15 protein-coding genes are annotated in these 14,952 nt (G+C 61.3%); 8 read left to right on the top strand and 7 right to left on the bottom strand.

Annotation, left to right across the window (positions count from 1 at the left end; all coding sequences use genetic code 11):
- The first annotated feature begins 22 nt into the window (after positions 1-22).
- On the top strand, positions 23-982 hold the full coding sequence (gene hprK / locus AAIL67_RS06010) for an HPr(Ser) kinase/phosphatase (RefSeq protein WP_034382321.1): 960 nt from the start codon (positions 23-25) through the stop codon (positions 980-982).
- On the opposite strand, the gene AAIL67_RS06005 is transcribed toward hprK, so the two are convergent.
- From AAIL67_RS06005 to fur, 3 genes are all read right to left on the bottom strand, one after another.
- On the bottom strand, positions 979-2,199 hold the full coding sequence (locus tag AAIL67_RS06005) for a DUF1501 domain-containing protein (RefSeq protein ID WP_063662244.1): 1,221 nt from the start codon (positions 2,197-2,199) through the stop codon (positions 979-981). The two genes, hprK and AAIL67_RS06005, sit on opposite strands and share 4 nt — an antisense overlap.
- A gap of 11 nt (positions 2,200-2,210) precedes the next feature.
- On the bottom strand, positions 2,211-3,806 hold the full coding sequence (locus AAIL67_RS06000; protein WP_063662240.1) for a DUF1800 domain-containing protein: 1,596 nt from the start codon (positions 3,804-3,806) through the stop codon (positions 2,211-2,213).
- A 162-nt stretch (positions 3,807-3,968) separates the two neighbouring features.
- The gene (fur, locus tag AAIL67_RS05995) at positions 3,969-4,394 is read right to left on the bottom strand and encodes a ferric iron uptake transcriptional regulator (RefSeq protein ID WP_003060349.1); all 426 of its coding nucleotides are present in this window, start codon (positions 4,392-4,394) and stop codon (positions 3,969-3,971) included.
- A gap of 146 nt (positions 4,395-4,540) precedes the next feature.
- Here fur and AAIL67_RS05990 point away from each other — a divergent pair, with 146 nt between their 5' ends.
- From AAIL67_RS05990 to AAIL67_RS05970, 5 genes are all read left to right on the top strand, one after another.
- The gene (locus tag AAIL67_RS05990) at positions 4,541-5,086 is read left to right on the top strand and encodes an outer membrane protein assembly factor BamE (RefSeq protein ID WP_034350888.1); all 546 of its coding nucleotides are present in this window, start codon (positions 4,541-4,543) and stop codon (positions 5,084-5,086) included.
- Between the two features lie 106 nt (positions 5,087-5,192).
- Positions 5,193-6,026: a 4-hydroxy-tetrahydrodipicolinate reductase gene (gene dapB, locus AAIL67_RS05985; protein ID WP_034394379.1), complete on the top strand. Its 834-nt coding sequence runs from the start codon at positions 5,193-5,195 to the stop codon at positions 6,024-6,026.
- A gap of 60 nt (positions 6,027-6,086) precedes the next feature.
- The gene (locus AAIL67_RS05980) at positions 6,087-6,746 is read left to right on the top strand and encodes a MotA/TolQ/ExbB proton channel family protein (RefSeq protein ID WP_034350885.1); all 660 of its coding nucleotides are present in this window, start codon (positions 6,087-6,089) and stop codon (positions 6,744-6,746) included.
- A gap of 11 nt (positions 6,747-6,757) precedes the next feature.
- Complete coding sequence (locus AAIL67_RS05975; protein ID WP_034350882.1) at positions 6,758-7,201, top strand: biopolymer transporter ExbD; 444 nt, start codon at positions 6,758-6,760, stop codon at positions 7,199-7,201.
- A 279-nt stretch (positions 7,202-7,480) separates the two neighbouring features.
- Positions 7,481-7,858, top strand: coding sequence for an HPF/RaiA family ribosome-associated protein (locus AAIL67_RS05970; RefSeq protein WP_003060358.1), 378 nt, complete (start codon positions 7,481-7,483; stop codon positions 7,856-7,858).
- Positions 7,859-7,982: 124 nt separating this feature from the next.
- Here the strand turns inward: AAIL67_RS05970 and AAIL67_RS05965 are convergent, their stop codons facing one another.
- Both AAIL67_RS05965 and AAIL67_RS05960 read right to left on the bottom strand, forming a co-directional pair.
- Positions 7,983-9,383, bottom strand: coding sequence for an aspartate ammonia-lyase (locus AAIL67_RS05965; protein ID WP_034350879.1), 1,401 nt, complete (start codon positions 9,381-9,383; stop codon positions 7,983-7,985).
- A gap of 286 nt (positions 9,384-9,669) precedes the next feature.
- A complete protein-coding gene (locus AAIL67_RS05960; RefSeq protein ID WP_034350874.1) occupies positions 9,670-10,602 on the bottom strand; it encodes a pirin family protein in 933 nt (310 codons plus the stop codon).
- A 233-nt stretch (positions 10,603-10,835) separates the two neighbouring features.
- On the opposite strand from AAIL67_RS05960, the gene AAIL67_RS05955 reads away from it, so the two are divergent.
- On the top strand, positions 10,836-11,117 hold the full coding sequence (locus AAIL67_RS05955; RefSeq protein WP_003072434.1) for a hypothetical protein: 282 nt from the start codon (positions 10,836-10,838) through the stop codon (positions 11,115-11,117).
- 136 nt (positions 11,118-11,253) lie between these two features.
- Here the strand turns inward: AAIL67_RS05955 and AAIL67_RS05950 are convergent, their stop codons facing one another.
- The gene (locus AAIL67_RS05950) at positions 11,254-11,670 is read right to left on the bottom strand and encodes an OsmC family protein (RefSeq protein ID WP_012840258.1); all 417 of its coding nucleotides are present in this window, start codon (positions 11,668-11,670) and stop codon (positions 11,254-11,256) included.
- 458 nt (positions 11,671-12,128) lie between these two features.
- Here AAIL67_RS05950 and AAIL67_RS05945 point away from each other — a divergent pair, with 458 nt between their 5' ends.
- Positions 12,129-13,295 carry a hypothetical protein gene (locus tag AAIL67_RS05945; RefSeq protein WP_241781205.1) on the top strand — a complete coding sequence of 389 codons (1,167 nt, stop codon included), beginning with the start codon at positions 12,129-12,131 and terminating at the stop codon, positions 13,293-13,295.
- Between the two features lie 17 nt (positions 13,296-13,312).
- On the opposite strand, the gene AAIL67_RS05940 is transcribed toward AAIL67_RS05945, so the two are convergent.
- Positions 13,313-14,815, bottom strand: coding sequence for a rhomboid family intramembrane serine protease (locus AAIL67_RS05940; protein WP_343483576.1), 1,503 nt, complete (start codon positions 14,813-14,815; stop codon positions 13,313-13,315).
- Between the last annotated feature and the right edge of the window lie 137 nt (positions 14,816-14,952).

The following is a 14,952-nucleotide window of genomic DNA, read 5'->3' as shown; positions in this document are numbered from 1 at the left end:
TTTTGACTGACAGGGCCTTGCCATGAGACCCAGCGCCATCAGTGCCGACGTACTGTTCGAGGCATTTCGCAACTCCAGCCTGCGCTGGCAGTGGGTAGCGGGGCTGGGTGCCTCCGAGCGCCGCTTTGACGAGATGGCCGTGCGCTCGGCCCGCTCGGGTGCCGATCTGGTCGGCTACCTCAACTACATCCACCCCTACCGTCTGCAGGTGCTGGGCGAGCGTGAGATCGCCTATCTGACCAATGCCACCTCGCAGGACTGCCTGCGCCGCATTGCCCGCATCGTCACGCTGGAGCCGCCGGTGCTGGTGCTGGCCGACGGCCAGGATGCTCCCGACGAGCTGATCTCCATGTGCGAGCGCGCGCATATCCCGCTGTTCTCCACCAAGGAGCAGTCGGCCTTTGTTATCGACGTGCTGCGTGCCTATCTGTCCAAGCATTTCGCCGATCGCATCACCATGCACGGCGTGTTCATGGATATTTTGGGCATGGGGGTGCTGATCACGGGTGAATCGGGCCTGGGCAAGAGCGAGCTGGGGCTGGAGCTGGTCACGCGCGGCAACGGTCTGGTGGCCGACGATGCGGTGGACCTGTATCGCATCAACCAGACCACGGTCGAAGGCAAATGCCCCGAGCTGCTGCAGAACCTGCTTGAGGTGCGTGGCATCGGCCTGCTCGATATTCGCGCCATCTTTGGCGAGACGGCAGTGCGCCGCAAGATGCGGCTCAAGCTCATCGTGCACCTGGTGCGCAAGGAAACCATGGAGCGCGAATACGAGCGCCTGCCCGCCGAGCCGCTGACCCAGGATGTGCTGGGCGTGCCCGTGCGCAAGGTGGTGATCCAGGTGGTGGCGGGCCGAAACATCGCCGTGCTGGTGGAAGCCGCAGTGCGCAATGCCATTTTGCAGCTGCGCGGCATCGATACCTACCAGGAATTCGTGATGCGCCACCGCCGCGCCATGGAAAGCGGCGAGTCGTTCTAGACCAGCTGCAGCCTGCCTGGCTGGGACGTCGGAAAGATCTGCTGCAGCTGCGCTGCGTTCAAGCCGTACATGCGCGCAAACAGGCCGCCGAGCAGGGAGCGGTATTCGTTGAGCACGGGGTAGTCGCGGTTCTGGAACAGCGCTTTTTCGGTGACTTCGATCTGCTCGCCCAGCACCTTGCCGCCGGCCTGGGCCGAGAGGCCGCCGCCGAGAAACCAGTAAGCCGTGCCATGGCCGTGGTCCGTGCCCTTGTTGCCGTTTTCGCGGAAGGTGCGGCCGAACTCGCTGATCACCGCCACCACGGTATGGCGCCAGGCCTCGGCTCCCATGGCCTCGGCGAAAGTCGCCAGGCCCTGGCTCAGGTCGCCGAGCCGGTTGGCCAGATTGCCGCTGGCTGCACCCTGGTTGACATGGGTGTCCCAGCCTCCGATATCGACAAAGCCCAGGTCGAACTGCTCGCGCATCAGATGCGCCATGCGCTGGGCTACCAGGCTGAAGCCCTTGGCACTGATGGCATTGCGCCCGGCCTGGTCCATTTCCTCCTGCATGCTGCGCTGCACGGCACGCTGTACCGCAAAGCCTTCGCGAACCGGCGTCTCCAGTGCCGAGCCCTGGTACATGGAGGCAATGATCTGGCTGCGCTGCTCATCCACAGCCGTCTTGCGCACGGAGGCCAGCGCCATGTTCGCCACCTGGGCGCTGCCGCGCAGGCATAGAGGCAGCTGGGCGGTGAAGGCCATGGGGCTGAGGCTGAGCCGGCTCTGGCTGTCGGCCTGCAGCACCCGGGTCAGCCGGTTCAGAAAGCCGCTCTGATAGCTTCTCCCGCCTTCCTGGGGCTGGCCCAGCTCGATCGAGTCCTGGGTTTCGAAATGGCTGCGCGAGAGGTCGTGGCTGCCTGCAAACGGCACAAAACAGGCCTGGCCCTGCTCGTACAGCGGCAGCAGACTGCTTTGCAGCGCGGGATGCAGTCCCCATTGAGAGCTCAGGGCCAGAGCCCCGTTGGCCGATCCCGGGCGGGCAATGGCGATGTTGGGCCTGGCCTGATAGTAGAAGTCGCTATGGGTCGGCACCAGCAGGCTGTTGCTGTCGTAGGCGCCGCGCAGGAAGACCAGCAGAAAACGGGGCGAGCCGCTTTGCAAGGGGGCGGTCAGGCCTTGGCCCAGCTGGCAGAACAGCGGCAGGGCAGCGCCGAGGCTGAGAAATTGACGTCTTTGCATGGCTGCCCTCCTTAGCGGTACATCATTTCGGGGGCAGAGAGGAAAAAGCTGTTCCAGTCCGCCGGGTTCCTGGCCTGGGCCAGTGCGGCGCGTGTGGCGGCACCCCATGCCGGCACGCGAGCCTGGACGCTGCTGCGCTTGTCCAGGTCGGGATAGGGAGGCTTTTCCAGCGGCTGCTGCGGGCTGCTGCGGAACAGCAGCGCGCCGCGGCTGCCAATCTGCCTTGCCACCTCGAAGCGGGCATTCATCTGGCCGGAGCTGGACCAGTCCGACTGCGTCACGGGGTAGCCGTCGGGAGTTTCGTGGCCGTACAGCGGCTGGCCCAACTGATTGAGCCAGTTCTGTACCGGTGACACGTCGCTGGCCACGCGCTGGTCGTAGGCCAGGCGTGTGGCGCCCAGCACATAGTGGACCGGGTCCTTGAAGCCCTGGCCGAACTGCTGAGCCTGCGGGTCGCTCAGCAGGGCCGCCAGCGTGGCGGCAATATCGCCATGGCTGCGCTCGAAGGCCTGGGCCGTGCGCTCGACCACGGCCTGGGGAGGCTTGTCGCCGAGAAAATAGACGCAGAGCTTGCGTGCTATGAAGCGCGCAGTGACGGGCGAGGCCACGATGCGGTCTACCGCCTCGTTGACCTGGGCCAGTCCGCTTTTTTCCAGCGGCCTGCCGAGCAAGACCTGGGGCGTGTAGTCGTGGCGATTGGGGTTGAATTCGAAAAAGCCATGGCGCAGATAGTCGCCCTGGCGTTCGGGGCGCAGCCTGGGTGGTGGGGCATCGGCTTCCCGGGTGGAGAAGCCCACACCGGTCAGCACATGGGCCATGGCCTGCACATCGGCCTGGGTGTAGCCGCTGCCCACGCCCATGGTGTGTAGCTCCAGCAGTTCGCGCGCGTAGTTTTCATTGATGCGCCCGGCGGCATTGCTGGCATTGTCCAGATACAGCAGCATGGCCGGATGGCGCATGCTGGCAGTCAGCAGCTCGCGGAATTTTCCCAGCGCATGGGGGCGAATGGCCTGCTCCTCGTAGTCGCCCACCCACATGCGCACATCGCCCTTGCGGGTGCTGACGTTGAAGTGGTTCATCCAGAACCAGGTCATTTGCTCCTGCAACTGGTGGGGCGAATAAAGCGCGCGCCAGATATGGCGTTTCTGGGCTTCGCCGCCCAGCTGATTGAGCTGGCGTTGCAGCTCGCTGCGCAGTTTGGCGGCTTCCTCGGGATCCTGGCTGTTGCGAATGGCCAGGCGCTGGTCGGCAATTTCGCGCTGGATCTGCGTCATGGGCTTCTGGCTGATGCCCAGGGCATCGATGTGCTGCTGCACCTCGGTCGGCATGGGCGCGGAGGAGGGACTGAGCTGGGCGGCCAGCCAGCGCTTGAGGCCTTGCTGCTGCAGCCGGGCCGCATCATGGTCGGTGGCGCCCCAGGTGACCCGGTCCAGCCATTGCTGGCTTTGCAGCGCGCTGGGCTTGTCGGGCAGGGCGCTGCTGTTCAGCGTCTGCAGCACCTCGGGGCTGGGGCGGCCCGATGAGGGGGCCAGCGGTGCGCAGGCGGTCAAGGCGAGGGCTGCCAGACAGAGCAGGCCCTGGACAGGTGAAAACGGTAGCAGCCGCATGAACCGGGTCTCCTCAAGCGCGGGAATGACTGCAGCATACGCAGTCCGGCTCGATATTGGCTTGAGGCTTGATGGAGCTATGTAAAGAAGTCCTCACCAAATGTAAAAAGGGCAAGACATCTGCATGTCCTGCCCCTGGGTTCGCCGTCGCGTTTTGCGTTCTTACTTGGCGGCGCGTGTGGCGCATTCGGCGCACTGGCCGTAGAGCGCCATGGAGTGATCCTGGATCACCCAGCCCTTTTCCTTGGCGATCAGGTTCTGGCGCTTCTCGATCTCGGCGTCATAGAACTCCTCGACCTTGCCGCAGCTGGTGCAGACGAAGTGGTCGTGGTGCTGACCTTCGTTGAGCTCGTAGACGGCCTTGCCGCTTTCGAAGTTGCTGCGGATCAGGATGCCGGCCTGCTCGAACTGGGTCAGCACGCGGTAAACCGTGGCCAGGCCAATATCCGAGCGCTCGTCCAGGAGCACGCGGAACACGTCTTCGGCCGTCATGTGGCGCTGGGCGCCCTTCTGGAAGATTTCCAGGATTTTCAGACGCGGCAAAGTGGCTTTGAGGCCCGTGCTTTTGAGTTCATCAATATTTTTCATGTCGGCTCTCTTGGTGGACTACGGGCACATGGAAGGCTGGACTCACTTGTTTAAGGAGAAGCTTTACACGCAGATAAAGGGAATCTCCAAGTGTCTCCGGGGCCTGCCGCTACAATGAACCCGATCATATCCCTATGCCATTACCCATGCATGTTCAAGCCCGTAGCCGCGCAGGTCTGGCCCTGACGTTGGCAATCGCAGCGGCACTGGCCGGCTGCAACAGTATCGATGGCGCCGCGCACCGTGTCGCCAATGCCGTCACTCCTTACAAGATTGATGTCGTGCAGGGCAACTTCGTGTCCAAGGAACAGGTCGAGGCCTTGCAGCCCGGCATGAGCCGTCAGCAGATTCGCGACATTCTGGGCACACCCCTCGTGACCAGCGTGTTCCACGGCGATCGCTGGGAATACGTGTTCACCATCAATCGCCCCGGCGTGGAGTCGCAGATCCGCAAGCTCACCGTCTTCTTCAATGGCGACGCCTTTGCGCGCGCCGAGGGTGACGAGATGCCTTCCGAGTCCGAGTTCGTGGCCAGCCTCAAAGGCATGAAGGGCACGCCCAAGGTTCCGCAGCTGGAAGCCAGCGAAGCCCAGCTGGCCAAATACCCTGCACGCAATAACGCCGAAGCCGAGCAGGCTGCGGCCAATCTGCCGCCCGCCGCCACCAGCTATCCATCGCTGGAATCGCGTTAAGCACCAGAACAGGTTGTTCCCCGCTTGCAGAAAGCGGTGGATGCTCTCTTTTTATGACGGCGTGGATGTGATCCTGCCGTCTTTCATTTGATCGAGTGATAGCGCCATGACCGCATCCACCACCCATTCCTCCTCCCCTCAGCGCGTTGCTGTGGCGGGTGCCTCCGGCCGCATGGGCCATATGCTGATCGAAGCGATTCTGAACAGCAGCGACTGCGTGCTGGCTGCGGCACTGGACCGCGCCGACAGCCCTGCCATCGGCACCGATCCTTCTGCATTTCTGGGTAAGCCCAGCGGGCTGAAGATCGAAAGCGATGTGCGCGCAGCCCTGTCGAAGGCCGACTGCCTGATCGACTTCACGCGCCCCGAAGGCACGATGGAGCACCTGGCCGTGGCGGCCGATTTAGGCGTGGGCGTGGTCATCGGCACCACAGGCTTCTCGGATGAGCAAAAGACGCAGATCGCCGAGTTTGCCCAAAAAACTTCCATCGTTTTCGCCCCCAATATGAGCGTGGGCGTGAACGTGACCTTCAAGCTGCTGGAGATGGCGGCCAAGGCCCTGCAGCAAGGCGGCTACGACATCGAGATCGTCGAAGCCCACCACAAGCACAAGGTCGACGCACCCTCGGGCACGGCCCTGAAGATGGGCGAGGTAATTGCCGAAGCCCAGGGTACCAAGCTGGCCGACCGCGCCGTGTATGAGCGCTTCGGCCACACCGGCGAGCGCAAGGCCGACACCATTGGCTTTGCCACCGTGCGCGGCGGCGATATCGTGGGCGATCACACCGTGCTGTTTGCCGGTACCGGCGAGCGCATCGAGATCGCGCACAAATCCAGCAGCCGTGCCGGCTATGCCAACGGCAGCCTGCGCGCCGTGGCCTATCTGGCCGACAAAAAGACTGGCCAGTACGATATGTACGATGTGCTGAATCTGCGCTGACCGCGCAATTTGCAAAGGGGCCGTGACGGCCCCTTGCTATTTCTGGGAGCGAGGTGAGCGATGTCTGCAGGAATGTGGCAATGGCTGGCAGAGGGCGATGCGGTCACATGGGCGACGGCGGCCTTGATGCTGCTGATGTCCGTGCTCAGCTGGGTGGTCATCCTCTACAAGCTCTGGTTTATGGCTGTTGCGCGCCGCAGCGTGCCGCAGGCCGTGGCCGCGTTCTGGCAGATGCCCGATCTGGTCCAGGCTAGGGCGCAGGTCAAGGCGCTGGATAGGCAGGGGCTGGTGCAGGCCATGGCCGATGCCGTGGCGCAGGGCGGAATGGCTGCGCAAGGCTCTCTGGCACAAAGCGCGGCGCAGGGGCAGCGGCTGTTGCGCAGCCTGCGAGAGGCTCTGGGCCAGGCATCGACCCAATTGCAATGGGGTCAAACCTTGCTTGCCACCATTGGTGCAACGGCACCGTTTGTGGGCCTGTTGGGCACGGTCTGGGGCATTCACCATGCACTGGGAACGCTGGCGGGCAGCGGTCAGGTCGATATCGCTCAGCTTGCCGGGCCTGTGGGTGAAGCTCTGGTCATGACGGCCGCCGGTCTGGCTGTCGCTTTGCCAGCCGTGCTGGCCTATAACCTGCTCGGGCGTTCGGCCAGTCAGCTGGAGGCTGTGCTGGAGGGGTTTGCCCATGATCTGCATGCCCAGTTCGGAGTGGATGCTTCATAAAGGATGGCGTCATGGCATTCGGTCGTATGAGCCGCCGTCAGGGGGCGGAAACTCCGATCAACACCATCAATGTCACGCCGCTGGTGGATGTGATGCTGGTGCTGGTGGTGATCTTCATTCTGGCTGCTCCCATGCTGGCTGCCACTTTGCGCGTGCAACTGCCCAAGGCGCAAACAGCAGTGCAGCAGACTGCCGTGAGCAAGAGCGATGCCTTGATGGTGGAGGTTAGCCCCGCCGGCGAAATCTGGATTCAGGGAGTCGTGGCGGACGATGCGGCAGTGCAGCAGCAACTGGAAGAGCTGGGGCGGCGCAATCCTCAGGCCGAGGTGCAGTTGCGTGCCGACACCAGCGTTCCCTATGGTCGCGTGGTGCAGGTCATGGGCTGGGCCCACGCAGCAGGCCTGACGCGCATCGGCTTTGTCGCGGAGCCTGAATCGAAGGCTGGCATTAACTGACGGCCCGAGGCGTAAAAACGCTTATTTTTTGCAAATTACCGGTCGGCACTTTTTGCTTTGGCTCAAGGGCAAAGCTCATAGAACCTACCCTTGTTGCTATCTCTTTCAAATCCGGGAGAAGCTGCCTCCACAATGGTCAAAGCCCCTGTCCTTTGCTGGCGTAACAAGCCCCGATGGGCAGAACAAGGTTCTGGCGTTACGATGTTTTCGCCTGCCTTTATGGCACCCCTACAGATTTCGCCGCAGCGGTTGCGGCATTTGGTGACTAGGAGGATTTGCATGCAAGTACAGGTTCATGCCGACGATTCCATCCAGGGTGGAGAGTCTCTGGCTCAATGGGCGCAGGAGGAGATCAATGCCAAGCTAGCCCGCCTGAAGGAGTATGTGGTGCGTGTGGAGGTCTTCCTCACGGGCGTTGATGCCCTCAAGACCACGGGCGGCCCAGGCAAACGCTGTGTGCTCGAAACCCGGGCCACAGGTCGCCCCCCCATCGCAGTGAATGCGGAAGCCGAAAAGGTCAAGGAGGCCTTCAGCGCGGCGATTGAAAAGCTCAAACGCGCGGTGGAGACCGATCTTGGCAAGCTCAAGGACAAAAATCTGCGTGAAAGCGTGCGCGGCGTGGATGACCCCAGTGACGAGAATGCCGCTGTGGCTTGAATATGAAGCGTTTTTGGCTTCCTGCCCTTTGAATACAGGCATAGCAAGCTATTAAAAGCATATCAACCAAAAAGGGCATGTTCATGGCGAACATGCCCTTTTGCATTGTCGATAAAGAGTGCGCTTATGCAGCGGTCAATGCGCCGGCCTGGGTCAGCTTGTCGGCGACCAGCAGCTTGTTCATCTCGGTCCGGCTCATGATGCCCAGTTCTTCCGCCACCACGGCAATCTGCTTGCCGTTGGCAATGGCGGTCTTGGCAATTTTGGCGGCCTTTTCGTAGCCGATCAGAGGGTTCAGCGCCGTCACCAGCGTCACCGACTCGGCAATCCGGGAATCCAGCAGCGCTTCATTGGCCACAATGCCTTCCACGCAGTTGACTTGCAGCGTCTTGCAGGCGCTGCTCAGGTGGCTCAGGCTTTTATGCAGAGCCCAGGCCATCAGCGGCTCGAAGGCGTTGAGCTGCAACTGGCCGGCTTCCACGGCCATGGTGATGGCGGCATCGTTGCCTATCACTTCAAAGCAGACCTGGTTCATTACCTCGGGAATCACGGGATTCACCTTGCCGGGCATGATGGATGAGCCGGCCTGGCGCGCCGGCAGCTTGATGTCTGCCACTCCTGCTTGAGGGCCCGAGGAGAGCAGGCGCAGGTCATTGCTGATCTTGGATAGCTTGACTGCAACACGCTTCAAGATGCCGGAAATGTCGGCAAAGGCGCCGGTATCTCCCGTGGCGGCGATCAGATCTCCGGCTTTGACGACGGGGACGCCAGAGATTTCTGCCAAGGCCTTGGTCACGGCGCCGGCGTAGCCTACGGGAGCGTTGATGCCGGTACCGATGGCCGTGCCACCCATATTCACCTCGGTCATCAGATAGGCGGATTCGCGCAGACGCTTTTCATCGTCGGCGATCATGGCTGCAAAAGCGGAAAACTCCTGGCCCAAAGTCATGGGCACGGCATCTTGTAATTGTGTGCGGCCGATTTTCAGGATATGGGCGAATTCGCCGGCCTTTGCTTCGAAAGCAGAGCGCAACTCGGCCAGGGCGATCAGCAGCTTCTGGATGCCAGCGTAGGTGGCAAGCTTGACGGCGGTGGGGTAGGAGTCATTGGTGGACTGCGAAGCATTGACATGATCATTGGGGTGGATCACGTCGTAAGTGCCTTTGGGCAATCCCAGGTGCTCGAGTGCACGGTTGGCGATCACCTCATTGGCGTTCATATTCGTGGAGGTGCCGGCGCCGCCCTGGATCACATCGACCACAAACTGCTCGTGCAGCTGGCCGGAAATCAGATCATCGCAGGCTTGGGAGATGGCGGTGGCTTGTTTGAGATTGATGGCGCCAAACTGCAGATTGGCCTGGGCCGCGGCCTTTTTGACAAAGGCAAACGCGCGGATCAGCTCGGGCATGTGCGCGACCGAGTGACCGGTGATGGGGAAGTTTTCCACTGCGCGTGCGGAATGAACGCCCCAGTACGCGTCGGGAGGGATGGTTTTGATGCCAATGAAGTCATGTTCTTGACGCATTGATCGGCTTTCTTTGCAAAGTTGAGTTGGGCAGGACGTGGCAACGCCCCGGACGAAAAGCGGCGGTCGCATTCTCGTGGCCAGGGCGTTGGCTCGATTATGAAAGCTTGGCGTGCATGAGTCCAAACGTTTCATGCATAACGTCCGGATTGCCTTCTCTTGAATAGAGTGCGTTGCTTCTAAAAGCTTTCAAAATCCATCAAAACTTGCAAAGATGCTTTTATTTTTCTTTTTGAAAAATTCAATTCGCACCAATTTGGTGCGAATTGAATAAGCGCCGGCAGGATTATCTGGAGGCGCGCAGGCTGACACCAGCCAGCGAGGGAGAGTGCAGCGACTTCAGAGGCGAAGCCACTGGCTTGCCAAAACGGCGTGGCTGGCCGTTGACGAGTTCCGCATCGGTGGCCGCCTCTGCCTCCCATTGCTGCCGGGCTTGTTGCATCTCTTCGGTGGTGCGGGCCACAAAGTTCCACCACAGCAAGATGGCTTCATCCATGGGTTCGCCCCCGATGATGATGAGGCGGCTGCCGGGCGTACATTCCAGCTGCACTTCCTGCGTGCCCACGGGCAGGTAGATCAGCTCCTGCGAGGGCAACACCTGGCCTTCAACCTTCACCTCGCCTGACAGGCTCATCACCGCATGCTCGAAGTCGGCACGCAGCGGCATGGTGGCGCACGCTTGGCCAGCCGTGCCGCAGGCCAGAAGGTCCACGCCCATCAGCGGGGAGTGGACTTCTGCGGGGGCCGCCAGACCGAGGGCTTCACCGGCCAGCACGGTCACGGCAAAGTCGCTGATCTCGGTCCTGGGCAGGTCGGGGTAATGCTGGAAGCGGGGCGCGATATGGCGATGGCTGTCGGGCAGGGCAATCCACAACTGGGCTGCATGCACGCCCAGTGTCTGGGCTTCTTCGGAGTGGGCAATGCCGTGGCCGGCCGTCATCAGATTGACCTGGCCGGGGCGGATGATCTGCTCGCTGCCCAGGCTGTCGCGGTGCAGTACCTCTCCCTCGATCATCCAGGTGAAAGTCTGCAGGCCGATGTGAGGATGGGGCCCGACCTGCATGCCGGGTGGAGGGGGGACGGCCGGGCCGGCGTGGTCGAGGAAGCACCAGGCCCCTACTTTGCGCAGCGCGGCCTGAGGAATGGCTCGGTGGATGGGGATGCCGCCGACATCGGCTATACGGGTGGGCAGACGTTGTAAGTTCTTTGATTCACTCATGACAAATCCTGACGGCGAGGGGATTCGAGTGTCAGGGATATGCGGTATTCGCGCAATCAGACGGCAGAATGCAGCAACGCCTTGCACGCAGTTACATCACTGTGAGGATTCAGCCAATAGGCTGACACGGGCTCCGCCAGGAGTCGGCTAAGTTAAAGGCGTAGGCCGCTAGCAGTGGCTTTCACGTTGCGCAATTCGTGCGCAGCGACCTAACAACTGCAGGAGGAATAAACATGAACGAACACAGCACTCAAGGCAACCAGATCTCGGCAGTCGAGATCCAGCTGTATCCCGAGCACTTTGCCGCTCGCGTCACAGGCAAGGTGGAGCATCGTGTCGGAGATGGTCCGTCCGAGCAGATTCCCATGGGCATAGAGATGAAGGTCGATACCGCCATCGCAAGCTATGTGCTGTCCTGGGTTGACCCAGAGGACCAGCAACCCGAAACCGCATCTCTGGCCAAACGTGAGTTCGAACACTATGTGGAAGTGGGTGCGCTGGAAGTGACGGTGTAATCAAGTTACACACAACAGCGACCAAAGCCCTGTCGGTGACTGCAGGGCTTTTTTTATCGCCAGGCAGTTCCCAAGATGAAGGCGGCCCTCCCTAAGGAGGCGAGCACCACGCGGTGGGGGCGTGAGGTGCCTTTTTTCATGCCTGTGCGGCTTCGGTCAAGGCGGTGGGGATGGAAACCTTGCCTTCGAGCAGCTTGTGCACGGGGCAGGCATTGGCAATCTGCAGCAGGCGCTGGCGCTGCTCGTCATCGAGCTCGCCATGCAAGGTGATGCTGCGCGTGATCTGGTTGGCGTCCGCAGGCTTGCCTTCGGGGTTGAGCTGCAGATCCACATCGACATGGCTTAGCGGCCACTGCTTGCGACCCGCGTACATATGCAGGGTGATGGCCGTGCAGGCTCCCAGGGCCGAGAGCATGAGCTGCATGGGGTTGGGCGCGGTGTCGGCGCCGCCATCATTCACGGGTTCATCGGCATGCCAGACATGGCCTTGGGCATCGGTCAGAGTGATGCGGTACGGGGTGGGGCTGCTTTGTGCGTGTGCGCTGTGAATCATTCGCTGCTTCTCCATAAAACCTGGGCCACTTTAAGCGCTGCCTGCAATCCTTGCAGTCATATCCGTTATCGGTTCGATGAGGTTTGGCCAGCCAGCACGGCTGCAAAAGCGTTTGCGGGGTTTCTGGCAAGCGAAAAAAAGCAATATGCCGGCTGTTTATCGGTATTTGGATTCAGGGCGAATTTCTACCGCAGAATTCCGCAATGACCCGATTTCAAAGAAAAATCGGGCAATACCAGAGCGGATTAGGTCACTGCAAGCGGGCTTGCAGATGATTCATCAAACCGAGAGTGGGAGAGCAGACATTGAATTCGATACGTGGTGTTCACCAAAAAGGTGATTCTTCCGAGTGGAAAATCCCTCCGTTCTGGCAAAAGCTCAATAGCTTTTTTCTGTTTCCTCTGCAGACCGAGCCTTTGCTCTATGCCTTGCTGTTGTCGGCATGCAGTTATGGCTTGATGTTCGGGTGGATTGGAGTCTTGTTTGTGGGTCTGGGCTTGATGCTGGCAGTCAGCCGTTATGCATTCAAGGTTTCGGCACTCGCATCTCGTGGAATTACTCATAGCTCCGATTTCCGGTCCAGTCAGGTCGATGAAGACTGGAAATGGCTGCCCTGGAAATTCTTCGGGGTACTCGTCGTTTTCGGGATATTTGTGGGCTTTATGGCGACCCGCAGCCTGACCTTGGGCGTGGTTGCCAATCTGTTGGTGGCCTTCCTGATTCCTGCTACCTGGATGGTGCTGATCAATACCAATAGCCTGAGCTCGGCCGTTAATCCCTTCGAGCTGCTGGCGACGATTTTCGGTATCGGCAAGTCCTATCTGCTGCTGTGCTTTTTTCTGTTTCTGCTGCAGCAGGGCTCGCCCATGGTTCTGGCGATGCTGCTCAAGGTTGCGGCACCCGGATTGGTGCTGCCCCTGGTGAGCTTTGTGATGATTTATTTCAGCTGGGTGATGGCGGCCATGATCGGCTATGTCATGTATCAGCATCATGCGGCTCTGGATATCGATCCCGTGCAGGCACCCGAGGGGCCTGCGACCGTGCAGATCGACCCTGCGGCCCTGGAAGCCAAGCGTCGCGATGCGCTGGTGGCCAGACTGGTGCAGGACAACAAGATGGACGAGGCTGTTAGCCAGGCGCGCGAATGGCAGCGGGAGGACTATGAGAGCCTGCCCGATTGCCGCCGTTACTTCCGGGTGCTCAAGCTGACCGAACGCGCGGATGCCCTGGCAGAGCTGGGCCAGCGTTTCATTCCCATGTTGCTCGCCCAGCAGCGCGCCAGCGAGGCCCTGGAAGCCTGGGTGAGCTGCGTCAAGCGCAAGCCGGACTTCAAGCCCGACTCGGCCCAGCTCAGTTACGAGTTGGCACAGCAGGCCTGGAAGGCCGGCAAGCCCAGGTATGTGTTGATCCTGGCCAAGGATTTTGAGAAGCGCTTTGCCGGCAGCAGTCTGATTCCATTCATGCTGGAGCTGGTGGTGCGCGCCTACAAGCAGGGCGTGGAGCAGCCCATGCAGGGGGTGGCCGTTTACATGCGCATGAAGCAGCTCTTTCCCGAGCACGAGAGCACCAAGGAGGCGCAGTGGGTGCTGCGTGATGAGCTGCAGGAGCTGGAAGCCAAGACCTGAGCGCGGCAAGGCGTTGGCTAGCGCTGTTGTGCCAGCCAGCGCGTGAGAGCTTCCTCAGGGGCCGATTGCTGCAGCACAGGCAGCCAGGCTTTGGCCTCCTGCACACGTCCGGCCTGGGCCATACCGTTGACCAGCAGCAGCAAGCTTGCCGGCCATTGGGGATGGTCCGCCAGCTTGTGCAGGGAGCGGCAGAGCTTTTCGGCCTCGGGCAGGGCGCCCAGGCGCACGAAGCTGCGCACCAGTCCATGCATGGTGTCGGCGCTCATGCGCATGCCGGGCTGTGCGCGCTGCTGATAGCTGCGATAGCTGGCCAGCTGCAGCTGGCGTTCGGCGTCCGTGGTGGCCGGCAGCTTGAAGATACGTCGCGCCGCAGCATGAAAGTCCTCGCTGGCGGGTTGATGGCGCGAGCTTTCAAACCAGGCCCGCAGAATGGCCGGGTCCGAGGGGGCCAGGCGTGCCGCTTCGCGCCAGGCCGGAGCGGCGCGGCCAAATTCCAGCGCATCGGTATGGCGCTGGGCCCGGGCCACGGCTTCGGCCAGCGGCCGGGCGGCGGCCAGGGCCTGCTCTTCTTCGTTGACTGGCGCCGCGACGGTCTGCAGACGCATATAGCTCCACATCAGCAGGGCACCCGTCAGCAGACCGCCAAAGTGCGCCATATAGGCCACCTGCTTGCCGCCCAGCAGATGCTGCAGCAGCTCCACGCCCATCCAGACCGGCAGCATGATCAGGGCCGGCCAGCGCGCGTAGTTGAAGTAGAACAGCAGCATGTAGAAGAAGCGGATGCGGCGCATGCGGTACATCACCGCATACATGGCCATGAGGGCCGAAATCGCGCCCGATGCCCCCAGGCCGTAACCGCCCATGCCGGCATAGAACATCAGCGCGAACAGCGAGGCGCCGATGCCGCCGATCACGTAAAAGGCCAGATAGGTGAAGGCTCCTAGAGCCAGCTCCAGGGTGAAGCCGAACAGGAACAGAAACACCATATTGCCCAGCAGATGGCTGGTGCTGCCATGCAGAAAGATGGAAGTGAAGGCCTGCAGGGGCTGCCAGCCGGCGCCATTCTCATAGCTCATGGACCATTGCTCGGTAAAGCTGCCGCGCGGCTCATGGGGCGCGAAGGCGGCACGTGCAGCTTGCCACTGCGCATGGCGTGGGTGGCTGACGGTGATGACCTGGCCGTCCAGCAGGCGCTGGCGGAATTTCTTCTCCTGCCACAGCAGCGCATAGAGCTGGGCATAGGCCTTGTGCTGATAGAGCTTTCGCACGGTCTGCAGCGTGTGCTGGTCGAAGCGCTTGCTGCCCTGGGCGGCTTGTTCCTCCAGATAGGTCAGGAACGGTGGCAGCTCCAGCATCGGCAAGGCGGTCTGGGCATATTGCTGGGCCGCTTTTTCCACGGCATGTTCCTCGGGTGCCTGCCAGCCCCAGAAGATCACGCAGTTGATGATGATGAGCAGCACCGTCATCCAGGGCGGCGAGCGCCAGGAAGGCTTGTTCTCAAGAGGAATCGCAATAAACATGGCGGCCTTGTCCGAGGAAGTGGCAGCGCTTCATGCTCTTGGGCGTTGGTGGTGGCTGCGTGTTACAAATGTATCCGAGACATGCTCCGGCCGGCTCCGGTCTTGCTGGACGAAAAAAAGCCAGCATGGCGTCCCAT

This window comes from Comamonas sp. A7-5 (assembly GCF_039581385.1).
In the GTDB taxonomy this organism is placed as follows: Bacteria; Pseudomonadota; Gammaproteobacteria; order Burkholderiales; family Burkholderiaceae_C; genus Comamonas; species Comamonas thiooxydans.
This window is presented reverse-complemented; position numbering and strand designations above follow the sequence as displayed.

Bases quoted from the DNA above. Each gene is read 5' to 3' on its own strand.
- AAIL67_RS05940 (WP_343483576.1), bottom strand. From the start codon at position 14,815: ATGTTTATTGCGATTCCTCTTGAGAACAAGCCTTCCTGGCGCTCGCCG.
- AAIL67_RS05980 (WP_034350885.1), top strand. From the start codon at position 6,087: ATGTCTGCAGGAATGTGGCAATGGCTGGCAGAGGGCGATGCGGTCACA.
- AAIL67_RS05990 (WP_034350888.1), top strand. From the start codon at position 4,541: ATGCATGTTCAAGCCCGTAGCCGCGCAGGTCTGGCCCTGACGTTGGCA.
- dapB (WP_034394379.1), top strand. From the start codon at position 5,193: ATGACCGCATCCACCACCCATTCCTCCTCCCCTCAGCGCGTTGCTGTG.
- AAIL67_RS06005 (WP_063662244.1), bottom strand. From the start codon at position 2,199: ATGCAAAGACGTCAATTTCTCAGCCTCGGCGCTGCCCTGCCGCTGTTC.
- AAIL67_RS05955 (WP_003072434.1), top strand. From the start codon at position 10,836: ATGAACGAACACAGCACTCAAGGCAACCAGATCTCGGCAGTCGAGATC.
- AAIL67_RS05950 (WP_012840258.1), bottom strand. From the start codon at position 11,670: ATGATTCACAGCGCACACGCACAAAGCAGCCCCACCCCGTACCGCATC.
- AAIL67_RS05965 (WP_034350879.1), bottom strand. From the start codon at position 9,383: ATGCGTCAAGAACATGACTTCATTGGCATCAAAACCATCCCTCCCGAC.
- AAIL67_RS05970 (WP_003060358.1), top strand. From the start codon at position 7,481: ATGCAAGTACAGGTTCATGCCGACGATTCCATCCAGGGTGGAGAGTCT.
- AAIL67_RS05945 (WP_241781205.1), top strand. From the start codon at position 12,129: ATGTTCGGGTGGATTGGAGTCTTGTTTGTGGGTCTGGGCTTGATGCTG.
- AAIL67_RS05960 (WP_034350874.1), bottom strand. From the start codon at position 10,602: ATGAGTGAATCAAAGAACTTACAACGTCTGCCCACCCGTATAGCCGAT.
- fur (WP_003060349.1), bottom strand. From the start codon at position 4,394: ATGAAAAATATTGATGAACTCAAAAGCACGGGCCTCAAAGCCACTTTG.
- AAIL67_RS05975 (WP_034350882.1), top strand. From the start codon at position 6,758: ATGGCATTCGGTCGTATGAGCCGCCGTCAGGGGGCGGAAACTCCGATC.
- hprK (WP_034382321.1), top strand. From the start codon at position 23: ATGAGACCCAGCGCCATCAGTGCCGACGTACTGTTCGAGGCATTTCGC.
- AAIL67_RS06000 (WP_063662240.1), bottom strand. From the start codon at position 3,806: ATGCGGCTGCTACCGTTTTCACCTGTCCAGGGCCTGCTCTGTCTGGCA.